Here is a 16,930-nt window from a genome sequence, read left to right as displayed (position 1 = left end):
AATCCGCGATCGCACCGCAATCCTGATTTCGGAACACGAAGAAGACCATGGCCAACGCTCGCGCTCTCGATAAACGACGCAAGTCCATTCGCAACATTCGCAAGATCACGCGGACGATGGAATTGATCGCTACGGCGCGCTACAAGAAAGCCATGGATCGCGCCGCCGCTGTAACCGCTTACACGGATCGACTTTCTCACATTGTGAAAAGCTTGGCCGCGAGCGGAACCGAGGTCCAGCATCCGCTGCTTCAACCTCGCGACGAAACCAAAGCGGCACGGATTTTGGTGCTTTCGAGTAATCGTGGATTGTGCGGTGGGTACAACGCAGGCATCCTTCGTGCCACGATGCCGCTAGTGAAAGAGCTGTCAGCTTCAATTCCTAAGGTTGATATTGATGTCAGCGGGAAGCGAGGCATCAACGGTTTGAAGTTCCGCGGGTTGAAGGTTCAAGAAGAGTACATGCAGTTTGAAGATCAACCTGCTTATGCCGAAGTCGAGAAGATCGCTTCGATGTACTTGGATCTTTTCATTTCCGGAAAGATTGATCGTTTGGACGTTGTTTACACCAAGTTTGTCAGCACCAGCAAACAGATTCCCACAATCGAAACGCTGTTACCGCTTGGATCGCTTGCCGACGGTGATGATCAACCGGTCACGGTAGGCCCCAATAAGGAATACGAGTTCTTGCCATCGGCTGAAAGCATCTTGGAAGAAGTGGTGCCGACAAGCTTTAAGGCGAAGCTATTTAAGTGTTTCCTGGATTCCGCCGTCAGCGAACAAGTTGCACGAATGATCGCCATGAAGGGTGCTACCGAGAGTGCGGGCGACATGATCAAGCAGCTTTCCATGACTTACAACCGTGCCCGTCAAAGTCAAATTACCGGCGAGATCATGGAGATCATCGGCGGAGTTGAAGCTCTCAAAAAATAGTTTCAATAAATAATCTAACACCTCAACCTAACCCCTAAACACCTATTCCCCTCATGTCCACCGTAACTGAAAACTCTGTCGGACGCGTCACGCAAGTCATCGGTTCAACCTTTGACCTTGAGTTTCCTGAAGGCCAACTGCCACCGATCTACAACGCCGTGACCATCAAGTCGCAGCACAAGGGCGTGACGATTGATTTGGTTGGTGAAATTCAACAGCACCTCGGTGGCGGACGTGTTCGAGCCATCGCTTTGGGTTCGACCGAAGGCATGATGCGAGGCATGGAAGCAGTCGACACAGGGAAGCCAGTGTCGGTGCCAGTGGGGCAAGATACTTTAGGCCGCGTGTTCAACGTGTTGGGGCAGCCGATCGATGGTCGGGGTGAAGTCAATGCAGATGAGTACCGTCCTATCCACCGCCAAGCTCCGATGGTCAGCGAACTGTCGACAAATACCGAGGTCTTCGAGACCGGGATCAAGGTGGTCGACCTGCTAACCCCGTTTGTGCGTGGTGGTAAAGCCGGTTTGTTCGGTGGTGCGGGTCTTGGGAAGACGGTTATTTTGACCGAGTTGATTGCTCGGATCGCGTCGGCTCACGGTGGTTACTCGGTGTTCGCGGGGGTCGGTGAGCGAACTCGCGAAGGAACTGACCTTTGGCTTGAAATGCAGGAAACTGCCATCGGCGATACTGGCCGCAAGGTTATTGAACAGACATGCATGGTGTTCGGTCAAATGAACGAGCCACCAGGATCGCGTCTTCGTGTTGCCCTTTCGGCACTGACGATGGCAGAGTACTTCCGCGATTCCACGGGAGCGGACACGCTGTTGTTCGTGGACAATATTTTCCGCTTCTCGCAAGCGGGATCGGAAGTTTCCGCGTTGCTCGGACGGATGCCGTCGGCCGTTGGTTATCAGCCGACTTTGGCTACCGAGATGGGAGCGTTGCAAGAACGAATTACCTCGACCAAGAAGGGCGCTATCACGTCGGTTCAAGCCGTTTATGTGCCTGCTGATGACCCGACGGACCCTGCTCCGGCGACCGCATTCGGCCAGTTGGACGCGTTCATTTACCTTGAGCGTTCGATCTCGGAGAAGGGTATTTACCCGGCAATTGACCCGTTGGCATCGAACTCGCGAATTCTGGATCCGCAGTACGTTGGCGATCGCCACTACACCATCGCTCGTCGCGTTCAAACAACGCTGCAACGTTACCGCGAACTTCAAGACATCATCGCGATTCTTGGTGTCGACGAACTTAGCGAAGCTGACAAGACGATCGTTCACCGCGCTCGCCGCATCGAACGCTTCATGTCTCAGCCGTTCCTCGTCGCGGAAGTGTTCACGGGCAAGAAAGGCGAAATCACGCCACTGGCTGACACCATCCGTAGCTTTGAAGAAATCTGTGACGGTAAGTGGGATCACCTGCCCGAGCAAGCGTTCATGTACGTCGGTTCAATTGAGCAAGCGGAAGCTCAAGCGAAGAAGATGGAAGAAAAGGGTAAGAAGTAAGCATGGCGATTCGCTGCATTGTTGTCACACCTGAACGGACCGAGCTTGATCGCGAGGCGGATTATGTTTCGCTGCCGATGAACGACGGTGAATTAGGTGTCTTGAAAGGTCGAGCGCCGATGATCGGTCGTCTAGGCTATGGAGTGCTACGGCTAAATACTGCTGCTGGTCCAGAGAAGTATTATGTCGACGGTGGCTTCGCGCAGGTGGAAGACAACGAGATCAGCATCCTTACCGGCAAGCTCATTCCGGCGGACTTGATCAATGGAGACGAAGCTCGCGCTGCCTTGGAAACGGCACGCGAGATGTCCGGAAGCAAACCCGAAGAAGCGGATGCGAAGAACATCGCCATCGCTCGGGCACGCGGCCAACTACGAGCTTCTCGCTAGTTCGCGGTTAAGTCTATCTTTCTGGATTATGGATCAGGTCCCTATGTGGACACTATTTGAGGCCTGATCCGCTGGGGCGTTTCGAAAGTGCCCCGCGTATCCCAAGTTCGCGTGGATCACGAGCGATCTTATCGGTGAAGATTCGAACGTCGTCCAAAATGGGTCGCACACGTGCGGTCGCCTCTTCGATGTTTTCGACAGAGCGGCGTACTTGGAAGTAGATGTCATCGTCTTCGAGGAAGCGTCTAAGCGAACCATCACTGTTGTTCAGCGTTTTTCCAAACTGCTCAACCTCAGTAAGTGTGCGTTCTAAACTGGCCAATGTGGTTAGCACTTGGCTGGCAAATTCGTCGCCGCGATTGGCAAACGGGCGAGTAAATTGTTCGAGGTTTGCAAACGTCTTTTCGGCGTTCTTGACCGTGTTGCCGAGCCGTTGCTCAGTACGTTCGACGGCTGACCTTGCTGACTTCACGGTTTCTTCAGCGGCTACGCCTACTCGTTCAAATTGCTGACCTGCTCGATCGATAGAATCGAACGTCTTCTCAGTTCTGCTGAGTGCCTCTTGGGCGTTCTGAAGCAGTAGGGGGAGCTGTTCGAGCGAGGCTTCTAGGTTTTGCTGAAGCTTGGGATTGCCCACGATTGCACGAACGTCGCGCATCGCCCCTTGGAATTCTTCGAGTGCTTTCTTGGCTTCAATTGCGACCTCGTCGATCCGCCCGTCCGTTCCGCCCACCACTTCACGAACTTCGCGAGCGAGTTGATCAACGCTTTCGCCAGCCGATGCGATCGATTCGCCGGCGACTCGAATGGATTCGAAAGTGCTTTGCAAATCATCCTGCATTTCGAAAATGCTCTCGGACTTGGCTCTGGATTTTAAGAACTCACCCGGCGAATACGGACTCTCGATCAATTGCCTGTCTTCACCAAACAACGACGTGAGTTCACGCTCGCTGGCTTGCACAAATTCTAGTTTGGCATCACCGGTAACAAGATTGGCCGACCCGATTCGAGGAATGTATTGATGCGTTAGCGGCTTGTCGCTATCCATCGAAAGCGATACGAGCACGCCGCCTTCGGGACGCAACGCAATATCAGAGACTCGGCCAATACGGACCCCGTCCCGCACCACCGATGTGTTTAGTCCAATGCCTTCAGCAGAAGGAAAGACCACCGAAAGTGGGTATTCGCTGCTAAGGACGCTGGGGAAGGCGCCGAAGAGAAACGTCAAGATGATGCCGATTCCGATCGACGAAATCACCAGCACGCCAACACCGAATCGTAGTTTGTTCTCGTCCATGAGTGTGCCGCCTGCACTTATCCTTGGCTTGCCAATTCACGAATGCGATCGCCCGCTTCACCGCGGACAAATTGTCGAACACGTCGCTCTTCGGCGTGTTCGAGATCGCTGGGAGGCCCATCAAAAATGACTTGAGATTCGTGAGGATCCAAGCGTCGTCGTGGGAAAAACATAAGCACGCGGTCGGAAACCTTGCGAGCGGTGTGCATGTCGTGAGTTACAACCACACTGGTGACGGGATATCGACGTCGCGTATCGAGAATGAGTTCGTTGATGACGTCGCTCATGATTGGATCAAGTCCCGTCGTTGGTTCATCGTATACAACAAGTTCGGGGCGTAGGATCAACGCGCGAGCTAGGCCAACCCGCTTTCGCATCCCTCCGGAAAGTTCGGCCGGCCGTTTGCGTGTTACGTCACTGGGAAGCCCGACTTCCGATAGGTGTTGCATGACGCGTTCTTTCACCTCGCTCTCTTTGACGCTGCGGTCGCTTTGACGAAGTGGGAATGCCACGTTGTCAAAGATAGACATACTGTCGAACAAAGCCGCATTCTGAAACACGAACCCAATCCTGCGTCGAAACTTCGCAAGTTCCGAGCCGTTCATTTTTGCAAGGTCTTGATGATCGAATTGAACAGTACCCGAAGAAGGCGTGACCAAGCCAACGAGCGTTTTCATGAACACGGTTTTGCCGCATCCGCTTTCCCCGATGATCGCGAGAGTTTGCCCACGAGGAATATGAAGGTTGATATCTCGAAGAACCCATTGTCCATCGAAGCCCACGGAAACATCGTCGACCTCGATCAAGTTTCCGTTGCTAGGGTTCGTTGCAGTCGGCTGATTGTCGCTCACAGGAATGACGCTCCCGACGGATAGAAGGTGTAGTAGATGGAATTGAGCACGATGGTCAAAAACAAGTCGACAGCTAGGATCAAAACGAACGAGTACACGAACGCGGTCGTTGCCGCCTTGCCGACGCCTTCGGCACCGGGTTGGCAGTGGAATCCTCGATAACAACTGACGATGGCAATGATGCCGCCAAAGAATATGCTCTTAAAGATGCCGCTGAACAAATCGAATCCCGCTACGCCCTCGCGAGAGTGGTTCAAGTACGCTGCGTGATCGATGCCCAAGATGATCACGCTGTAAAAATAGCCACCGACGATGCCCATGAAGTCTGCCATAATCGTGAGGGCAGGTATCAGCAGAATGCATGCCAAGAACCGAGGCACGACAAGGTAGTGAATCGGGTCGGCACCCATCGTCGTCAACGCGTCGATTTGTTCAGTCACGCGCATGGTGCCCAGAACTGCCGCCATGGCACTGCCAACGCGACCAGCGAGCATGGTTGCCGCGAGCACCGGGCCGAGTTCTTTGACCAGCGTGCTATTGATGACGGCACCGAGTCGAGTGTCGAGTCCGATCGCATGAAATTGAGCGTAGCTTTGCACAGCCAAGACCATGCCGATGAATGTGCCCGTTAACGCAACGACTGGCAAACTGAGTGCGCCAACTTGGTAGAAGTTGATCATCACCGTCCCGCGGCTAGGCAATCGCGTGAACATCCAACCGAGCATGCGGTAGGTGAACATGGCCAAGTCACCGATCGTCATGACCCCGTCGACAACCGCGGATCCCCAGTCGGTGATCCAGCGCGTCAACGCAGTACCACGCTGATTACGCGGGAGGCTCGATATGGAGGCGGCCGATTCTGACACGAGCTTCTGGTGACCCTGGCTGAAAGGAGTTTCCGTACTCCCTCTTTATCGGCTAGGTAAACCTTGCGGCTTGAGTAAAGTGTGTAGGCTCAACGGCGATCCGCAGGAATCGATCCGATCGAGTCGTCAGTCGTCCGGGAATAACGCAAACTGCGCAAAAGTAACCGGTCGGACAGCAGCCAACCGATCCGAAATCTGCAGGGTGGGCAAATTACCGGGCAAAAAGAGACTCGATCAAAACCATTCGGAGTCGCTCGAAACTAGGTCGTTGCCACAGCTTCTTCTAGACCAAATGCAAACAGAGTTTCACGCAGAAATTCCATTTGATTTTCGTCCAATGGTGTCATCGGTAAACGCAATTCACCGGTGTCGCGTCCGACCATTTGCATTGCTGCTTTGATCGGGATCGGGTTGGTCGCAATACCTAGCATGTTGCTGCATAGCTTGTACATGCGGTGGTGGATGTTACGCGCGGTTTCGAAATCGCCTTGGGTGGCCGCATTGACCAGTTCGATCATTGGCTTGGGAGCAACGTTACCGACCACCGAAATCACGCCTTCGGCTCCCACGCTCATCATGGGCAAAGTCAACGAGTCGTCTCCGCTAAGGACCGTCAGGTTCGTTGTGCTTAGGATAGCGGAGCACTGGTCAAGCTTGCCGGTCGCTTCCTTGACCATCGTAATGCCAGCAAGATCCGACAAGCGTTGGATCGTTTCCACATCAATTTCTTTGGCTGAACGTCCAGGAATGTTGTAGACGCAAACTGGAATGTCGACGTCTTCGGCAATCGCTTTGAAGTGCTGGTAAAAGCCTTCCTGAGTGGGCTTGTTGTAGTACGGAGCCACTTGCAGCGTAGCGTCGGCGCCTTCTTTGGCAGCCCGCTGAGTCAATCGCAATGCTTCCGCAGTGCTGTTGCTGCCGGTTCCCGCCATCACCTTGGCTCGGCCAGCGACGCATTGGATGACTTCCGATATCACGCGCTCATGTTCATCGTGCGACAGGGTTGGCGATTCGCCGGTAGTGCCCACAGGAACGATGCATTTGGTACCCGCTTCGATCTGGAACTCGAGTTGTTCCCGAAGACGGGAATAATCGACTTCACCGTCGGCGAACGGCGTGATAATGGCGACGGATAATCCGGCGTAGTCGGACCCTTTACGCTGAGTCATGGAAGCAGCCTGAGAACGGATGATAGGAGTTTTAAGTGGTTTTGCTAGGACTGGAGTTTAGCAGCGAACTTGCAGTGCCGGGAGGGCCGAAAATTGGGAAAGGCCTACCGCTGAAGGCCGCGGAGTTGGTAAGAGTGCCCGAGACGAGCAAAAGTTCGCGGTGGTTTTCCAACGCGAGTTTCACGAAACTTTCGCTCCCTCTACCACTTAACTATTGGTCCACTGCCATCGTGCCCACCCGTCTGACGCGATACGTGTTGCTCGAGATCCTTAAGATCTTTGTGGTGTCCTTGGTTGCGCTGACGCTACTGATCTTGCTGATTGGTGTGGGGCGGGAATTGATTCGTCGTGGACTCGGCGCGATGGCCGTTCTGCAGCTTCTGCCATTTGTGCTTCCGATATCGCTGCAGTTTGCGTTTCCAGCGACTGCTTTGTTCTCGGTATGCTGCGTTTATGGCCGAATGGCTTCCGATGGCGAGGTCGCAACGGTGAAGTCTTCTGGCATTTCACCGCTGAAATTGTTGCAGCCAGCCTTAGTTTTTGCAGCGTTACTGAGCCCGATTGCGGTTGGAGTTTCGGATTTGGCGGTTTCCTGGGGACGTCCGGGGGTCAACCGCGTCGTGATGTTGTCGATCGAAGACATCGCCTATCGCGTACTTCAATCGGACCATGTTTATCGCTCGGACCACGGTTTTTCGATCCACGTTCGCGAAGTGGTGGGCAGACGTCTAATCCAGCCTGAGGTGACGCTGCACAATGGCAGCAAGAATGGGCCGATGAAATTGACGGCTCGCGAGGGCGAGTTAAGTCTTGATCCAGACACGCAAATGTTGCTGCTTCGAGTCGTCGACAGCCAGGTCACCGCGGGAACGTCGTTTCAAAGCATCATGCCTGGTGAGGAAGTCATTCGCATCCCGCTGGCCGAAGCGATGGCGGAACGGGACATCAGCACTCGCAGTCCTAGCGAATTGCCGCTGCGATTGATTAGCAGTGAACGAATCCGTCAAGAAAGTCGCACGCATGCGGCGACGGGACGATTGGCGGCTCACACAGGCTTCGCCATCCTGACGTCCCGCAGCGAAGAAATTGAGGGGCCTGGCGGACGCTTGATCACCAACGAGTTGCATCAAAGCAAACGCCGGCTGACGAAGTTGCAAACGGAACCTTGGCGTCGTTGGGCGTGGGGGTTCAGTTGCTTTTTCTTTGTGGTCGTAGGAGCCCCGCTGGCGATGATCGCCAAGACCAGTGACTACTGGACGACGTTTGGGCTTTGCTTTTTGCCGACCCTGATCCTGTACTACCCGCTCTTCATTTTGGGGCTTGAGCAAGCCAAGGATGGTAATGTTCCGCCCTACGGGGTGTGGTTGGGAAACATCATCCTAGGCGCAATCGGGACCGTTTTGATTGCCCGTGTGCGACGCTATTGAGCGGGGACGAGTTGGTTCCGGCGGGATGGTTCAAACGCCATTTCGCCGTGCGCTTTCTAAACGCCCGTTTTAGGCTCTGGTGCCGTGTAGGCTTTGGTGCCGCGTGGTCTTTCGCTTTGCCAACACCAGCCATTTCACAAAAAAAGCCTCTTAGTGATCGAGTTCACCAAGAGGCTTTTTAGATTGATCGGGCCGACAGGACTTGAACCTGCGACCTCCACCACCCCAAGGTGGCGCGCTAGCCAGACTGCGCTACGGCCCGTTTGTAAGGCAAACTCACTGTCCGGAACGAAAATCCGTCCGAGTTTTTCTCTCACAATCCAGATGCTAATCAACGCGTCGGCGGTTCGCTAGGTGACATTGACGATGCGGCTTGCAGGGCTTCAGATTGGAGGCAAATGTTGTCTGTTCACGCTGGAATCTCACCATGTCGCTCGCTGATTCGACCTTTGCCGATTCGTTGGCCCAAGCCGTCCAAGCTACTCGTTCGGTCACTTGCGTGGGGCTTGATCCTCGCAAGGCAAGTCTTCCACCTGCGATCACGAAAGACCTCGTGACTTCGGGCGCTGGATCGGCGGACGCGTGGGCAGCCGCCTACACGCAATTTTGCACCGAAATCATTGACGTTGTCGCTGGCAAGGTCGCGTGCGTCAAACCACAGGTCGCGTTCTTTGAGCAGCTTGGACCAGCGGGCTGCATTGCGCTGGGCGAGGTGATTCGCTATGCACGTTCGAAGGAGTTGCTAGTCATTGTTGACGCCAAACGCAACGACATTGGTAGCACCGCCGAGGCCTATGCGGATGCTTACATGGGCGCGGCGAGCCCATGGGGTGGCGATTCGCTAACGGTTAGTCCCTATCTTGGTGAAGACAGCCTAGAGCCCTTTGTGAAGGTGTGTGACGAGCGAAACGCGGGCATATTCGTACTCGTCAAGACATCGAACCCCGGGGGTGGCTTTCTACAGGATCGCAAAACCGGTGATGAAACGGTGTATCAGTCAGTCGCTAGTTTGGTGCGCCGTTTGAATGAAACGCGACTGGGTAAGTGCGGCTACGGGCCCGTTGGTGCGGTTGTCGGCGCGACCTATCCAGATCAATTGGCGGAACTGCGTGCAGCGATGCCGACAAGCTGGATTTTGATTCCAGGCTTCGGTGCCCAAGGCGGCGGTGCAGACGATGTGAAGGCCGGCTTTGACGATTCGGGACTCGGAGCCGTAGTGAACAATTCGCGAAACATCATCTTCGCTCATCAACGACCTGAGTTCAAAGATCGTTTCCAAGATGGCCAATGGCAGGATGCCGTCTGTGCTGCCGTTGACGAAATGAATCAGCAACTTCGATTCTAAATCGTTGCACTAAATCGTTGCACTAAATCGTTGCACTAAATCGTTGCACTAAATCGTTGCACTAAATCGTTGCACTGGGTAGCAAGATTTTGGACGTTCGATTGACCGTTCTTAAAAAAGCGATTCAGCTAGGCCATCGCTCGAGCATCCAATCGACGATGCGCTGGGATGCTTTTCCATCGCCGTACGGATTAAGGACGATTTCGTCGCGATTGCCTTGGCTGTTCTTCGCGTTTTTCGAACGCTCGGCGATCGCGTGGCTCACTCGCGATATGATTTTTTGCTTGTCGGTTCCTACCAACTCAGCCAGTCCTGCATCAACAGCCTCGGGGCGTTCCGTTTTCTCGCGAGTCACCAATACCGCACAGTGCAACGACGGCGCTTCTTCTTGCACGCCGCCCGAGTCAGTAAGGACGACGGACGCTCGGTCCATTAGCCAGACAAATTCGGGATAGTCGGCTGGTTTCACTAAGTGAACATTAGGCAGTCCACCAAGTCGTTCATGGACGGGGCCCTGCACGTTGGGGTTCAGGTGAACCGGATAAATGAACTGAGTTTCTGCGTGGGTCTTGGCCAGTTCCATGATCGCGTCGCAGGTATCGGCTAGCCCGCCACCGAAGTTCTCGCGTCGATGTCCGGTGATAAGCACCACTGAATCGGCAGTTGCGGCAGGATACTTTTCTCTTAGCGCCGCATCATCGCTGCGTTCTTTTGCCACCGTGTGCAAAAGCGCATCGATGACGGTGTTGCCGGTGACACGTATTTGGCTTTCGGGCACTCCTTCACGCCGCAACGCATCAGCGCTTCGCTCTGTTGGGGCGCAATGCAGTTCGGTGACAATTCCAGCCACCCGGCGATTAAACTCTTCGGGCCATGGAGCCATCAGGTCGCCGGTGCGTAGGCCCGCCTCGACGTGAACGACGGGGATTTGGTGGTAAAAGGCCGCCATGGCCGAGGCCATCACGGTCGTGGTGTCACCCTGGACGACGACACAATCCGGTTTCTGGTCCTGGATCACTTGGTCGACCGCCGTCAAACAGGCTGCCGTCAGCCCAGTGAGTGTTTGGCCTGGTTTCATCAGACCGAGGTCTATATCCGGTTGGATTCCGAAGTAGCCCAACACCTGAGCGAGCATTTCGCGGTGTTGGCCGGTGCTGCAGATAATGGGAGCGATTTCCGTGGGCCGTTTTTGACATTCGATCAAAATCGGGCACATCTTGATCGCTTCGGGACGAGTGCCGAATACGACAAGAGGACGTAGGGGAGCGGATCGGGCGGGGTTGGACGGTTTTAAAGTCATCTGCAATGTTGTTTTCGGGCTATTTCGGTGGCTAAGAAGCAGGCTTGGCCTTGGGTGATAAATGATCTGGGGCTATACATATAGCTCGGCAACGGCAGCTTTACGAATTGCCACCGAAAATCTTCGGTCGGGTTGCCCTATATTCACAGAAAAACTCCCGCGATCGCCCCACCTACCCAATTTGGCCGAGCTGACATGCCCGCCAACCTCTCGGGTCTGGCCATCGCCTTTTCCACCCGACGCGGCGTGAAATGCCCCGTCCCTTCCTGTTGAAGAAATCACTCCATGCGTTCAGATCATTGGAATTTCCTAGCCAATCTGCTGGGAACCCCTGGGCCGGCTCAACCTCCTAAAGCGAAGGAAGAGAAGCCCGCAAAAGAAGAATCCCCGAAACAAGAAACCACCGAAGACAAAGCTGATCCAAGTCCAAGTGACGCTGCCATCGAGCCAACCAAGGCTGATGAGATATTTGGCGGTTTTAAAGTGGAAGACGCGGATGAGCCCGCTGTCGCCAGCAAGGCGCCCGAGGACACCGATGACACCGATGACGGTGGGATTGAAGAAATTGACACCGGCGACGTGTTGCAAGCACTCGCGGCTGTAACCCCGCCCGCTGTCTTACCTGGTTTCGGTGCACCGACTCGTAAGGAAGGCCAATCCAGCTACGAAAGACCAGAGCGTCCGGTCGCTGATGCTAAAGACCTCGATGCGGTGGTCGGTAGTCCAGAACGTTCGTCCGAGTCATCTCGAAATGACTCGCGACGTCCCGCTCGCGATGAGCGTCCATCACGCGAAGATCGCTCAGTTCGCAGCGAACAAGTAGCTCAGGACGACGGTTCAGAAGAATCGACGGATAGCAGTTTTGGTAAGAAATCAAGTGACTCGGAAGATCGGCCGCGCCGTGGTCGACGAGGCCGTCGCGGCGCTCGCCAGCGGGCCAGTGAGCAAGATCTCGGTAGCGAGTCGAACGAGTCGCTAGACGATGAAGAAGTCGTCAGCGAGTTCGTGACTGATCGCGACGACGACGAATCAGATCGTGACGGCGAATCAGAGCCTCGGCGAGGCCGTGGACGTCGGGGTGGACGTGGTGGCCGTGGACGCGGACCACGAGGAGACAACGATTCTAGTCGCGGTGACTCGCCCCGTGGCGAGTCGGGTCGTGCAGATTCCGGACGCGATGAGCCAGCCCGTAGCGAATCTGGGCGGGGTGAATCTGGACGGGGCGAATCTGGACGGGGTGAATCCGCACGGCGAGAGCCTGCTCGCGGTGAGCGTTCAGGAAGCGACGCTGATGGTGCTTCCGAGCGATCTAGACGTCCACGTGGTCGCGACGAAAGCGAAACGGTTTCCCGTGGTGATCGCCCGCGTCGCCCTGCTCCTCGTGATGACGACGATGATGATGGCTTCGGTTCAGGATTACTATCGTCCAGCGATAGCGACGGTGGTGATGACCGCGGACCCGCAAGTGATGACGATGCACCACGAAGTCGTTCACGACGACGTGGTCGGCGTGGGCGTGGGCGAGGCCGAGGCCGCGATGAAGGCACGAACACCGAGTCCAACGAAAAGTCGAGTGACGATTCCGATGATCCATTGCTGCGTTCGTCCGCGTTTGGCGACGATGACGATGGGGATGTTGAGGAAGTGCAAAGTGACCGTCGTCCGCAACGAGGCGGTGGTCGATCACGTGATGAGTCATCGCGTTCGGATAGCGAGCCTCGTTCCCGATCTAGCGAAGATGATTCCGAAGGCCGCACTCCGCGTCGTGGACGTGGACGCGGCGGCCGAGGTCGCGATCAGGAAGGTCGAGATCAAGAACGCGATGATCGCCCTCGAGGCAGAGATCGTGGTCCGAGCCGAGACAGTGACGAAGGATCAAGCGATCGTGAGCCGCCACGTCGTCGCGCCAACGCGCCGACGTGGCTCGAAACGATTGACATCTTCGTCGAGAACAACATCGAAAACCACAAGAAGAACCGTGGTGGTCGTGGCGGCGGCGGAAACAACAATGGCAGCGGAAACGGTGGTGGCGGCCGAGGACGGCGTCGCTAGTGGATCCAAAGCCGGCGTCGATGTGAATTCATTCACGTGAATTTTGTTCTGTCGGCTTCCGCAATCAGTGGGATTGCCCTTATCATGAAGGACGCGGTGCTTAATCGCTTGCGACGGGTCGAATGACCCCAACAAGCGACCCGGCTACCAGCGAAGAAGTGCGAAAACGACTGTTTGGAGGTGGCGGCCCTTGCGACTGTGAGTCGTGAACCTGGTCAGGCCTTAACTGGAGCAGCCATAAGCGGTGTAGCTTTGTGTGAGGGTCGCCGCCTCCGAGCAGTCTTTTTTTTCGCCCATGATGCTTCAAGAGGAAGCACACCTATCGACTGGAAGTTACCCGTCGCGAGTGACGCAGCCCAGAGCATTCCCCTTAGAGTTGAATTCCGGTTTTATGTCCGCAGCCGCACGCTCCGATGGTGATTCCAACAACGGCGGCAACTACGTCGTCGTCGCCCGTCGCTATCGACCGCGAGCCTTCGACGAATTGGTGGGACAAGAGCACGTTGGCCGCGCGCTAAAGAACGCGATCGAAACATCTCGGGTTGGGCACGCTTACCTGTTCACCGGTGCCCGTGGAGTCGGCAAGACAAGCACGGCTCGGATTTTTGCCAAGGCTCTTAACGCCCCGGGTGGTCCAACCGCCAGTCCCGATCCCGAGTCGGATATAGCGCAAGCAATCGACTCGGGCGAAGACGTGGACGTGATTGAAATCGACGGTGCGAGCAATCGCGGTATCGACGAGATCCGGTCGTTGCGTGCAAACGTTGGTGTTCGACCGAGTCGTTCGCGGTACAAGATTTACATCATCGACGAAGTCCACATGCTGACCGGCGCAGCCTTCAACGCGCTGCTGAAGACTCTCGAAGAGCCTCCTGAACACGTTAAGTTTATTTTCTGCACGACGGATCCCGAAAAGATTCCGATCACCGTGTTGAGTCGTTGCCAGCGATTCGACTTTGCACCCGTAGAAGTTCAGAAGATTGTTCAACGGTTATCTGAGATCATCACGGCCGAAGGCGCTGAAGCAGACGAAGCGGCTCTTGAATTGATTGCGCGCCGTGCTGCGGGGTCGATGCGAGACAGCCAATCACTGCTTGAACAAGTCCTCAGCTTCAGCGATGGCAAGCTTACCGCTGACGCCGTCCATTCCATGTTGGGAACTGCGGACGATGCGAGATTGCACGAATTGGCTACCGCGATGGCTGATCGAAATTCGGCCGATGCAATGCGGCAAATCGATGCAGCGATCGATGCCGGCGTGGACGCAGGTCGCCTTGCCGAACAATTGCTGGGGTACTTCCGAGATCTGATGGCGGTCACGGTAGGTTGTGATCCTAGTTTGTTAAGGCACACTTCCGCTTCAATGCGAGAGGACCTTGCTGAACTTGGCAATCGTTGGGGACTGCAAACGGTGTTGGCCGTGGTGGGACTGGTGGATCAAACACTCGTCCGAATTCGCCACAGCGTTTATTCGCGAGTGTTGTTAGAAGCCACGTTGATCCAAATCTGCAATCTGCCCGACCTGCAGCAGATCGCCGACCTGGCTTCTGCGGCCAAGCAATCCGGCGGTGGCAAAATTTCTGCAGCATCGGCCGCCGAAAAAAAAAAGCTAACGCTTGATCGTCCTGCTGCGGTTGCCTCTTCCGGGACCCCCGCCGCCGCAGTTCCGGAAGCGTCAGTGAACAAAGCCAATGCTGATAAAGCGGTTGTACCAACTCCCGCATCGGAGGTTGCGTCGCAGTCAGTCGCGGTTGCAGCACCAGCCGAAAAAGCATCGCCACAACCAGATCTTGCATCGGCACCCAAGGTGACGATGTCACGGACGCAAGCTGAAACCGTTTGGAAAAACGCACTTGCCGAAATGGAAGACATGACCGCAACGCTTGCCAACAGCGTGATGGCGGTAGAGGCGTCTGGACCGGGAAGGCTAGACTTGATCTTCCCCGCCGAGTCGGCACTTGCACTCCGGCGCTGCGAGGCGCCCGAGCATTTTGGCAAGATCGTGGAAGCAGTCTCGCGACACGCGGGAATGGCCGTCCACGTCGAACTGCGTGCTGCGGCCCCAGTTGCGGTCGTGAAAGAAGCCGAGCCAACCGTGAAGGCGCCCTCTCGCATGCAACGAATGAAAGAGATCGAATCAAACGAACTCGTTCAGTCTTGTATCGAAATGCTTGGTGCTGAAATTGTTCGCATTGACCGGCAACGCTAGCGAGTTCGCTCAGGCTTACTTGCCGGCGACTTTCCAGTTGGGATTCGGAACGTGAGCTTCTGCCATCATCGCAGCAGCTTTCTTGACCAAGTCAGGATGGTCATTGGCTACGTCTTTCGTTTCACCGATGTCTTCGGACAAGTTAAAGAGCTCGATTTTACCGGTCATCATTGGCTGACGGATTGCTTTCCAGTCACCAAAACGAACTGCCTGGCGACTCCCCTGCTCGTAAAATTCCCAATACAAGTATTCGTGTTCGTCCTGCTCGTTGGCATCACCTTTCAGCGTGGGCAAGAAGCTGATGCTATCTATGTGGGCCGGTACTTCCGTACCCGTTAGTTCGCACATTGTTGCCATGAAATCGCCAAAGTACGCGATGTGATCCGTCGTCGAACCAGCGGCAATTGTTCCGGGCCACCAAGCGATCGCGGGAACGCGAATGCCGCCTTCATACAACGCTCGTTTGATTCCTCGCAGCGGACCTGAGGGATTGAATCGTTTCGTGTTGTGGCTGGCCTCGTTGTGAGGGCCGTTGTCACTGGTAAAAAACACAAGCGTGTTTTCGGCGATCGCCAACTCGGTCAAGCGATCCAAGATCCGTCCCACGTCGCTGTCCATTCGAGTAATCATTGCGGCTTGGCCCTTGTCAGGGTTGGGCCAATCTTTCGTTTGGTAGATGCCGTAGTCGGGAACCTCAGCACCATCACCTGTCATTTGCGAACCTTCATTGTTGGCGTGCGGGATGGTGAGTGCCAAGTACAAGAAGAAGGGACCGTCTTGGTGGTCGTCAATGAAGGTCAGTGCCTCATCAGCAAATAGATCATGGGAGTAGTCGATTCTTTTAGTTGCCGTACCGCCGGTGAAAGCGCCGTAGGATTTGGGAGAAGGATCGACCTGATTGCGGAGCGAGATTTTCTCTACGCCATCCCAAAGAAACTCGGGGTAATAATTGTGCGCGTGTGTTTGATTGAGGTATCCGAAGAAACGATCGAACCCTTGATCCAATGGATGCCCTGGGCTGTGGAGTTCTCCTAAGCCCCATTTGCCAATCAGTCCGCTCGTGTAACCGGCTGCACCAATAACCTCGGCCACAGTAACGTCCTGCTCACGAAGCGTCTGGGCCGACATATCTGAACGACCAGCATTGCCCCGAACGTGAGTGTGACCCATGTGCTGGCCAGTCATCAATACACTGCGACTCGGTGCGCAAACCGTGTTTCCCGCGTAGAACTGCGTGAACTTCATTCCCTGCGCGGCCATCTGATCCAAACGCGGGGTTTGAATGACCGATTGTCCATAGCAACCCAAGTCACCGTATCCCAGGTCATCCGCCATCACAAAAATTACGTTCGGCTTATTTGCGAGACAAAAGGGAGATGAGACACCAAACAGCAGAACTGCCAATACGAGCGAGCAATAGCGAGACATTGTCATTTCAAGCGAAGGGAAGGAGTGGTGGGACTTTCGCCCCTTGCGCAGGAGCGATTTGCCCGCCATTATACGTACCCAGAGCTTCGAGGTTGTCGGTTTGGTTTATAACTTGCCTCTCGACCAACCCAATTTGATCAGTTCCATCTTTTCTCGT

Annotated in this window: 13 protein-coding genes, 1 tRNA gene and 1 other RNA gene; 8 read left to right on the top strand and 7 right to left on the bottom strand. The window is 55.2% G+C overall.

Features of this window, described 5'->3' with window-relative positions; translation table 11 throughout:
- Positions 1-47: 47 nt before the first annotated feature.
- From atpG to atpC, 3 genes are read left to right on the top strand one after another with little or no spacing between them, the layout of a single operon-like run.
- A complete protein-coding gene (gene atpG / locus Pla22_RS23385; protein WP_146517247.1) occupies positions 48-932 on the top strand; it encodes an ATP synthase F1 subunit gamma in 885 nt (294 codons plus the stop codon).
- Positions 933-985: 53 nt separating this feature from the next.
- A complete protein-coding gene (gene atpD, locus Pla22_RS23380; RefSeq protein WP_146517246.1) occupies positions 986-2,440 on the top strand; it encodes a F0F1 ATP synthase subunit beta in 1,455 nt (484 codons plus the stop codon).
- A 2-nt stretch (positions 2,441-2,442) separates the two neighbouring features.
- Complete coding sequence (atpC, locus tag Pla22_RS23375) at positions 2,443-2,829, top strand: ATP synthase F1 subunit epsilon (protein ID WP_146517245.1); 387 nt, start codon at positions 2,443-2,445, stop codon at positions 2,827-2,829.
- A 52-nt stretch (positions 2,830-2,881) separates the two neighbouring features.
- Here atpC and Pla22_RS23370 read toward each other — a convergent pair whose 3' ends face one another.
- The 4 genes from Pla22_RS23370 to dapA form a co-directional block, all read right to left on the bottom strand.
- On the bottom strand, positions 2,882-4,126 hold the full coding sequence (locus Pla22_RS23370) for an MlaD family protein (protein ID WP_146517244.1): 1,245 nt from the start codon (positions 4,124-4,126) through the stop codon (positions 2,882-2,884).
- A 17-nt stretch (positions 4,127-4,143) separates the two neighbouring features.
- Positions 4,144-4,977, bottom strand: coding sequence for an ABC transporter ATP-binding protein (locus Pla22_RS23365; protein WP_242632287.1), 834 nt, complete (start codon positions 4,975-4,977; stop codon positions 4,144-4,146).
- Positions 4,974-5,738 (bottom strand): MlaE family ABC transporter permease, encoded by a 765-nt coding sequence (locus tag Pla22_RS23360; RefSeq protein WP_146517402.1) that lies wholly within the window; start codon positions 5,736-5,738, stop codon positions 4,974-4,976. The genes Pla22_RS23365 and Pla22_RS23360 overlap by 4 nt, the downstream gene beginning before the upstream one ends.
- A gap of 365 nt (positions 5,739-6,103) precedes the next feature.
- Positions 6,104-7,012, bottom strand: a complete 909-nt coding sequence (gene dapA, locus Pla22_RS23355; protein ID WP_146517243.1) for a 4-hydroxy-tetrahydrodipicolinate synthase — start codon at positions 7,010-7,012, stop codon at positions 6,104-6,106.
- A 230-nt stretch (positions 7,013-7,242) separates the two neighbouring features.
- On the opposite strand from dapA, the gene Pla22_RS23350 reads away from it, so the two are divergent.
- Entirely contained in the window at positions 7,243-8,439 is a 1,197-nt protein-coding gene (locus tag Pla22_RS23350) for an LptF/LptG family permease (protein ID WP_242632285.1), read from the top strand.
- A 187-nt stretch (positions 8,440-8,626) separates the two neighbouring features.
- Here Pla22_RS23350 and Pla22_RS23345 read toward each other — a convergent pair.
- Positions 8,627-8,701 (bottom strand) — tRNA-Pro (locus tag Pla22_RS23345).
- Positions 8,702-8,866: 165 nt separating this feature from the next.
- Between Pla22_RS23345 and pyrF the strand changes: the two genes are divergently transcribed.
- The gene (gene pyrF, locus Pla22_RS23340; protein WP_146517242.1) at positions 8,867-9,784 is read left to right on the top strand and encodes an orotidine-5'-phosphate decarboxylase; all 918 of its coding nucleotides are present in this window, start codon (positions 8,867-8,869) and stop codon (positions 9,782-9,784) included.
- 124 nt (positions 9,785-9,908) lie between these two features.
- Here the strand turns inward: pyrF and wecB are convergent, their stop codons facing one another.
- On the bottom strand, positions 9,909-11,084 hold the full coding sequence (wecB, locus tag Pla22_RS23335) for a non-hydrolyzing UDP-N-acetylglucosamine 2-epimerase (protein ID WP_146517241.1): 1,176 nt from the start codon (positions 11,082-11,084) through the stop codon (positions 9,909-9,911).
- A 285-nt stretch (positions 11,085-11,369) separates the two neighbouring features.
- Here wecB and Pla22_RS23330 point away from each other — a divergent pair, with 285 nt between their 5' ends.
- The 3 genes from Pla22_RS23330 (at position 11,370) to dnaX (ending at position 15,345) form a co-directional block, all read left to right on the top strand.
- Complete coding sequence (locus Pla22_RS23330) at positions 11,370-13,136, top strand: hypothetical protein (RefSeq protein ID WP_146517240.1); 1,767 nt, start codon at positions 11,370-11,372, stop codon at positions 13,134-13,136.
- A 179-nt stretch (positions 13,137-13,315) separates the two neighbouring features.
- Positions 13,316-13,410: signal recognition particle sRNA small type (ffs, locus tag Pla22_RS23325), an RNA gene on the top strand.
- A 21-nt stretch (positions 13,411-13,431) separates the two neighbouring features.
- Positions 13,432-15,345, top strand: a complete 1,914-nt coding sequence (gene dnaX, locus Pla22_RS23320; RefSeq protein ID WP_242632284.1) for a DNA polymerase III subunit gamma/tau — start codon at positions 13,432-13,434, stop codon at positions 15,343-15,345.
- Positions 15,346-15,360: 15 nt separating this feature from the next.
- On the opposite strand, the gene Pla22_RS23315 is transcribed toward dnaX, so the two are convergent.
- Positions 15,361-16,773, bottom strand: coding sequence for an arylsulfatase (locus Pla22_RS23315; RefSeq protein WP_146517239.1), 1,413 nt, complete (start codon positions 16,771-16,773; stop codon positions 15,361-15,363).
- Positions 16,774-16,930 lie beyond the last annotated feature (157 nt).

The organism is Rubripirellula amarantea (assembly GCF_007859865.1).
Taxonomy (GTDB): Bacteria; Planctomycetota; Planctomycetia; order Pirellulales; family Pirellulaceae; genus Rubripirellula; species Rubripirellula amarantea.
Note: the sequence above shows the minus strand (reverse complement) of the source record. Positions and strands in the feature narration are given on the sequence as shown.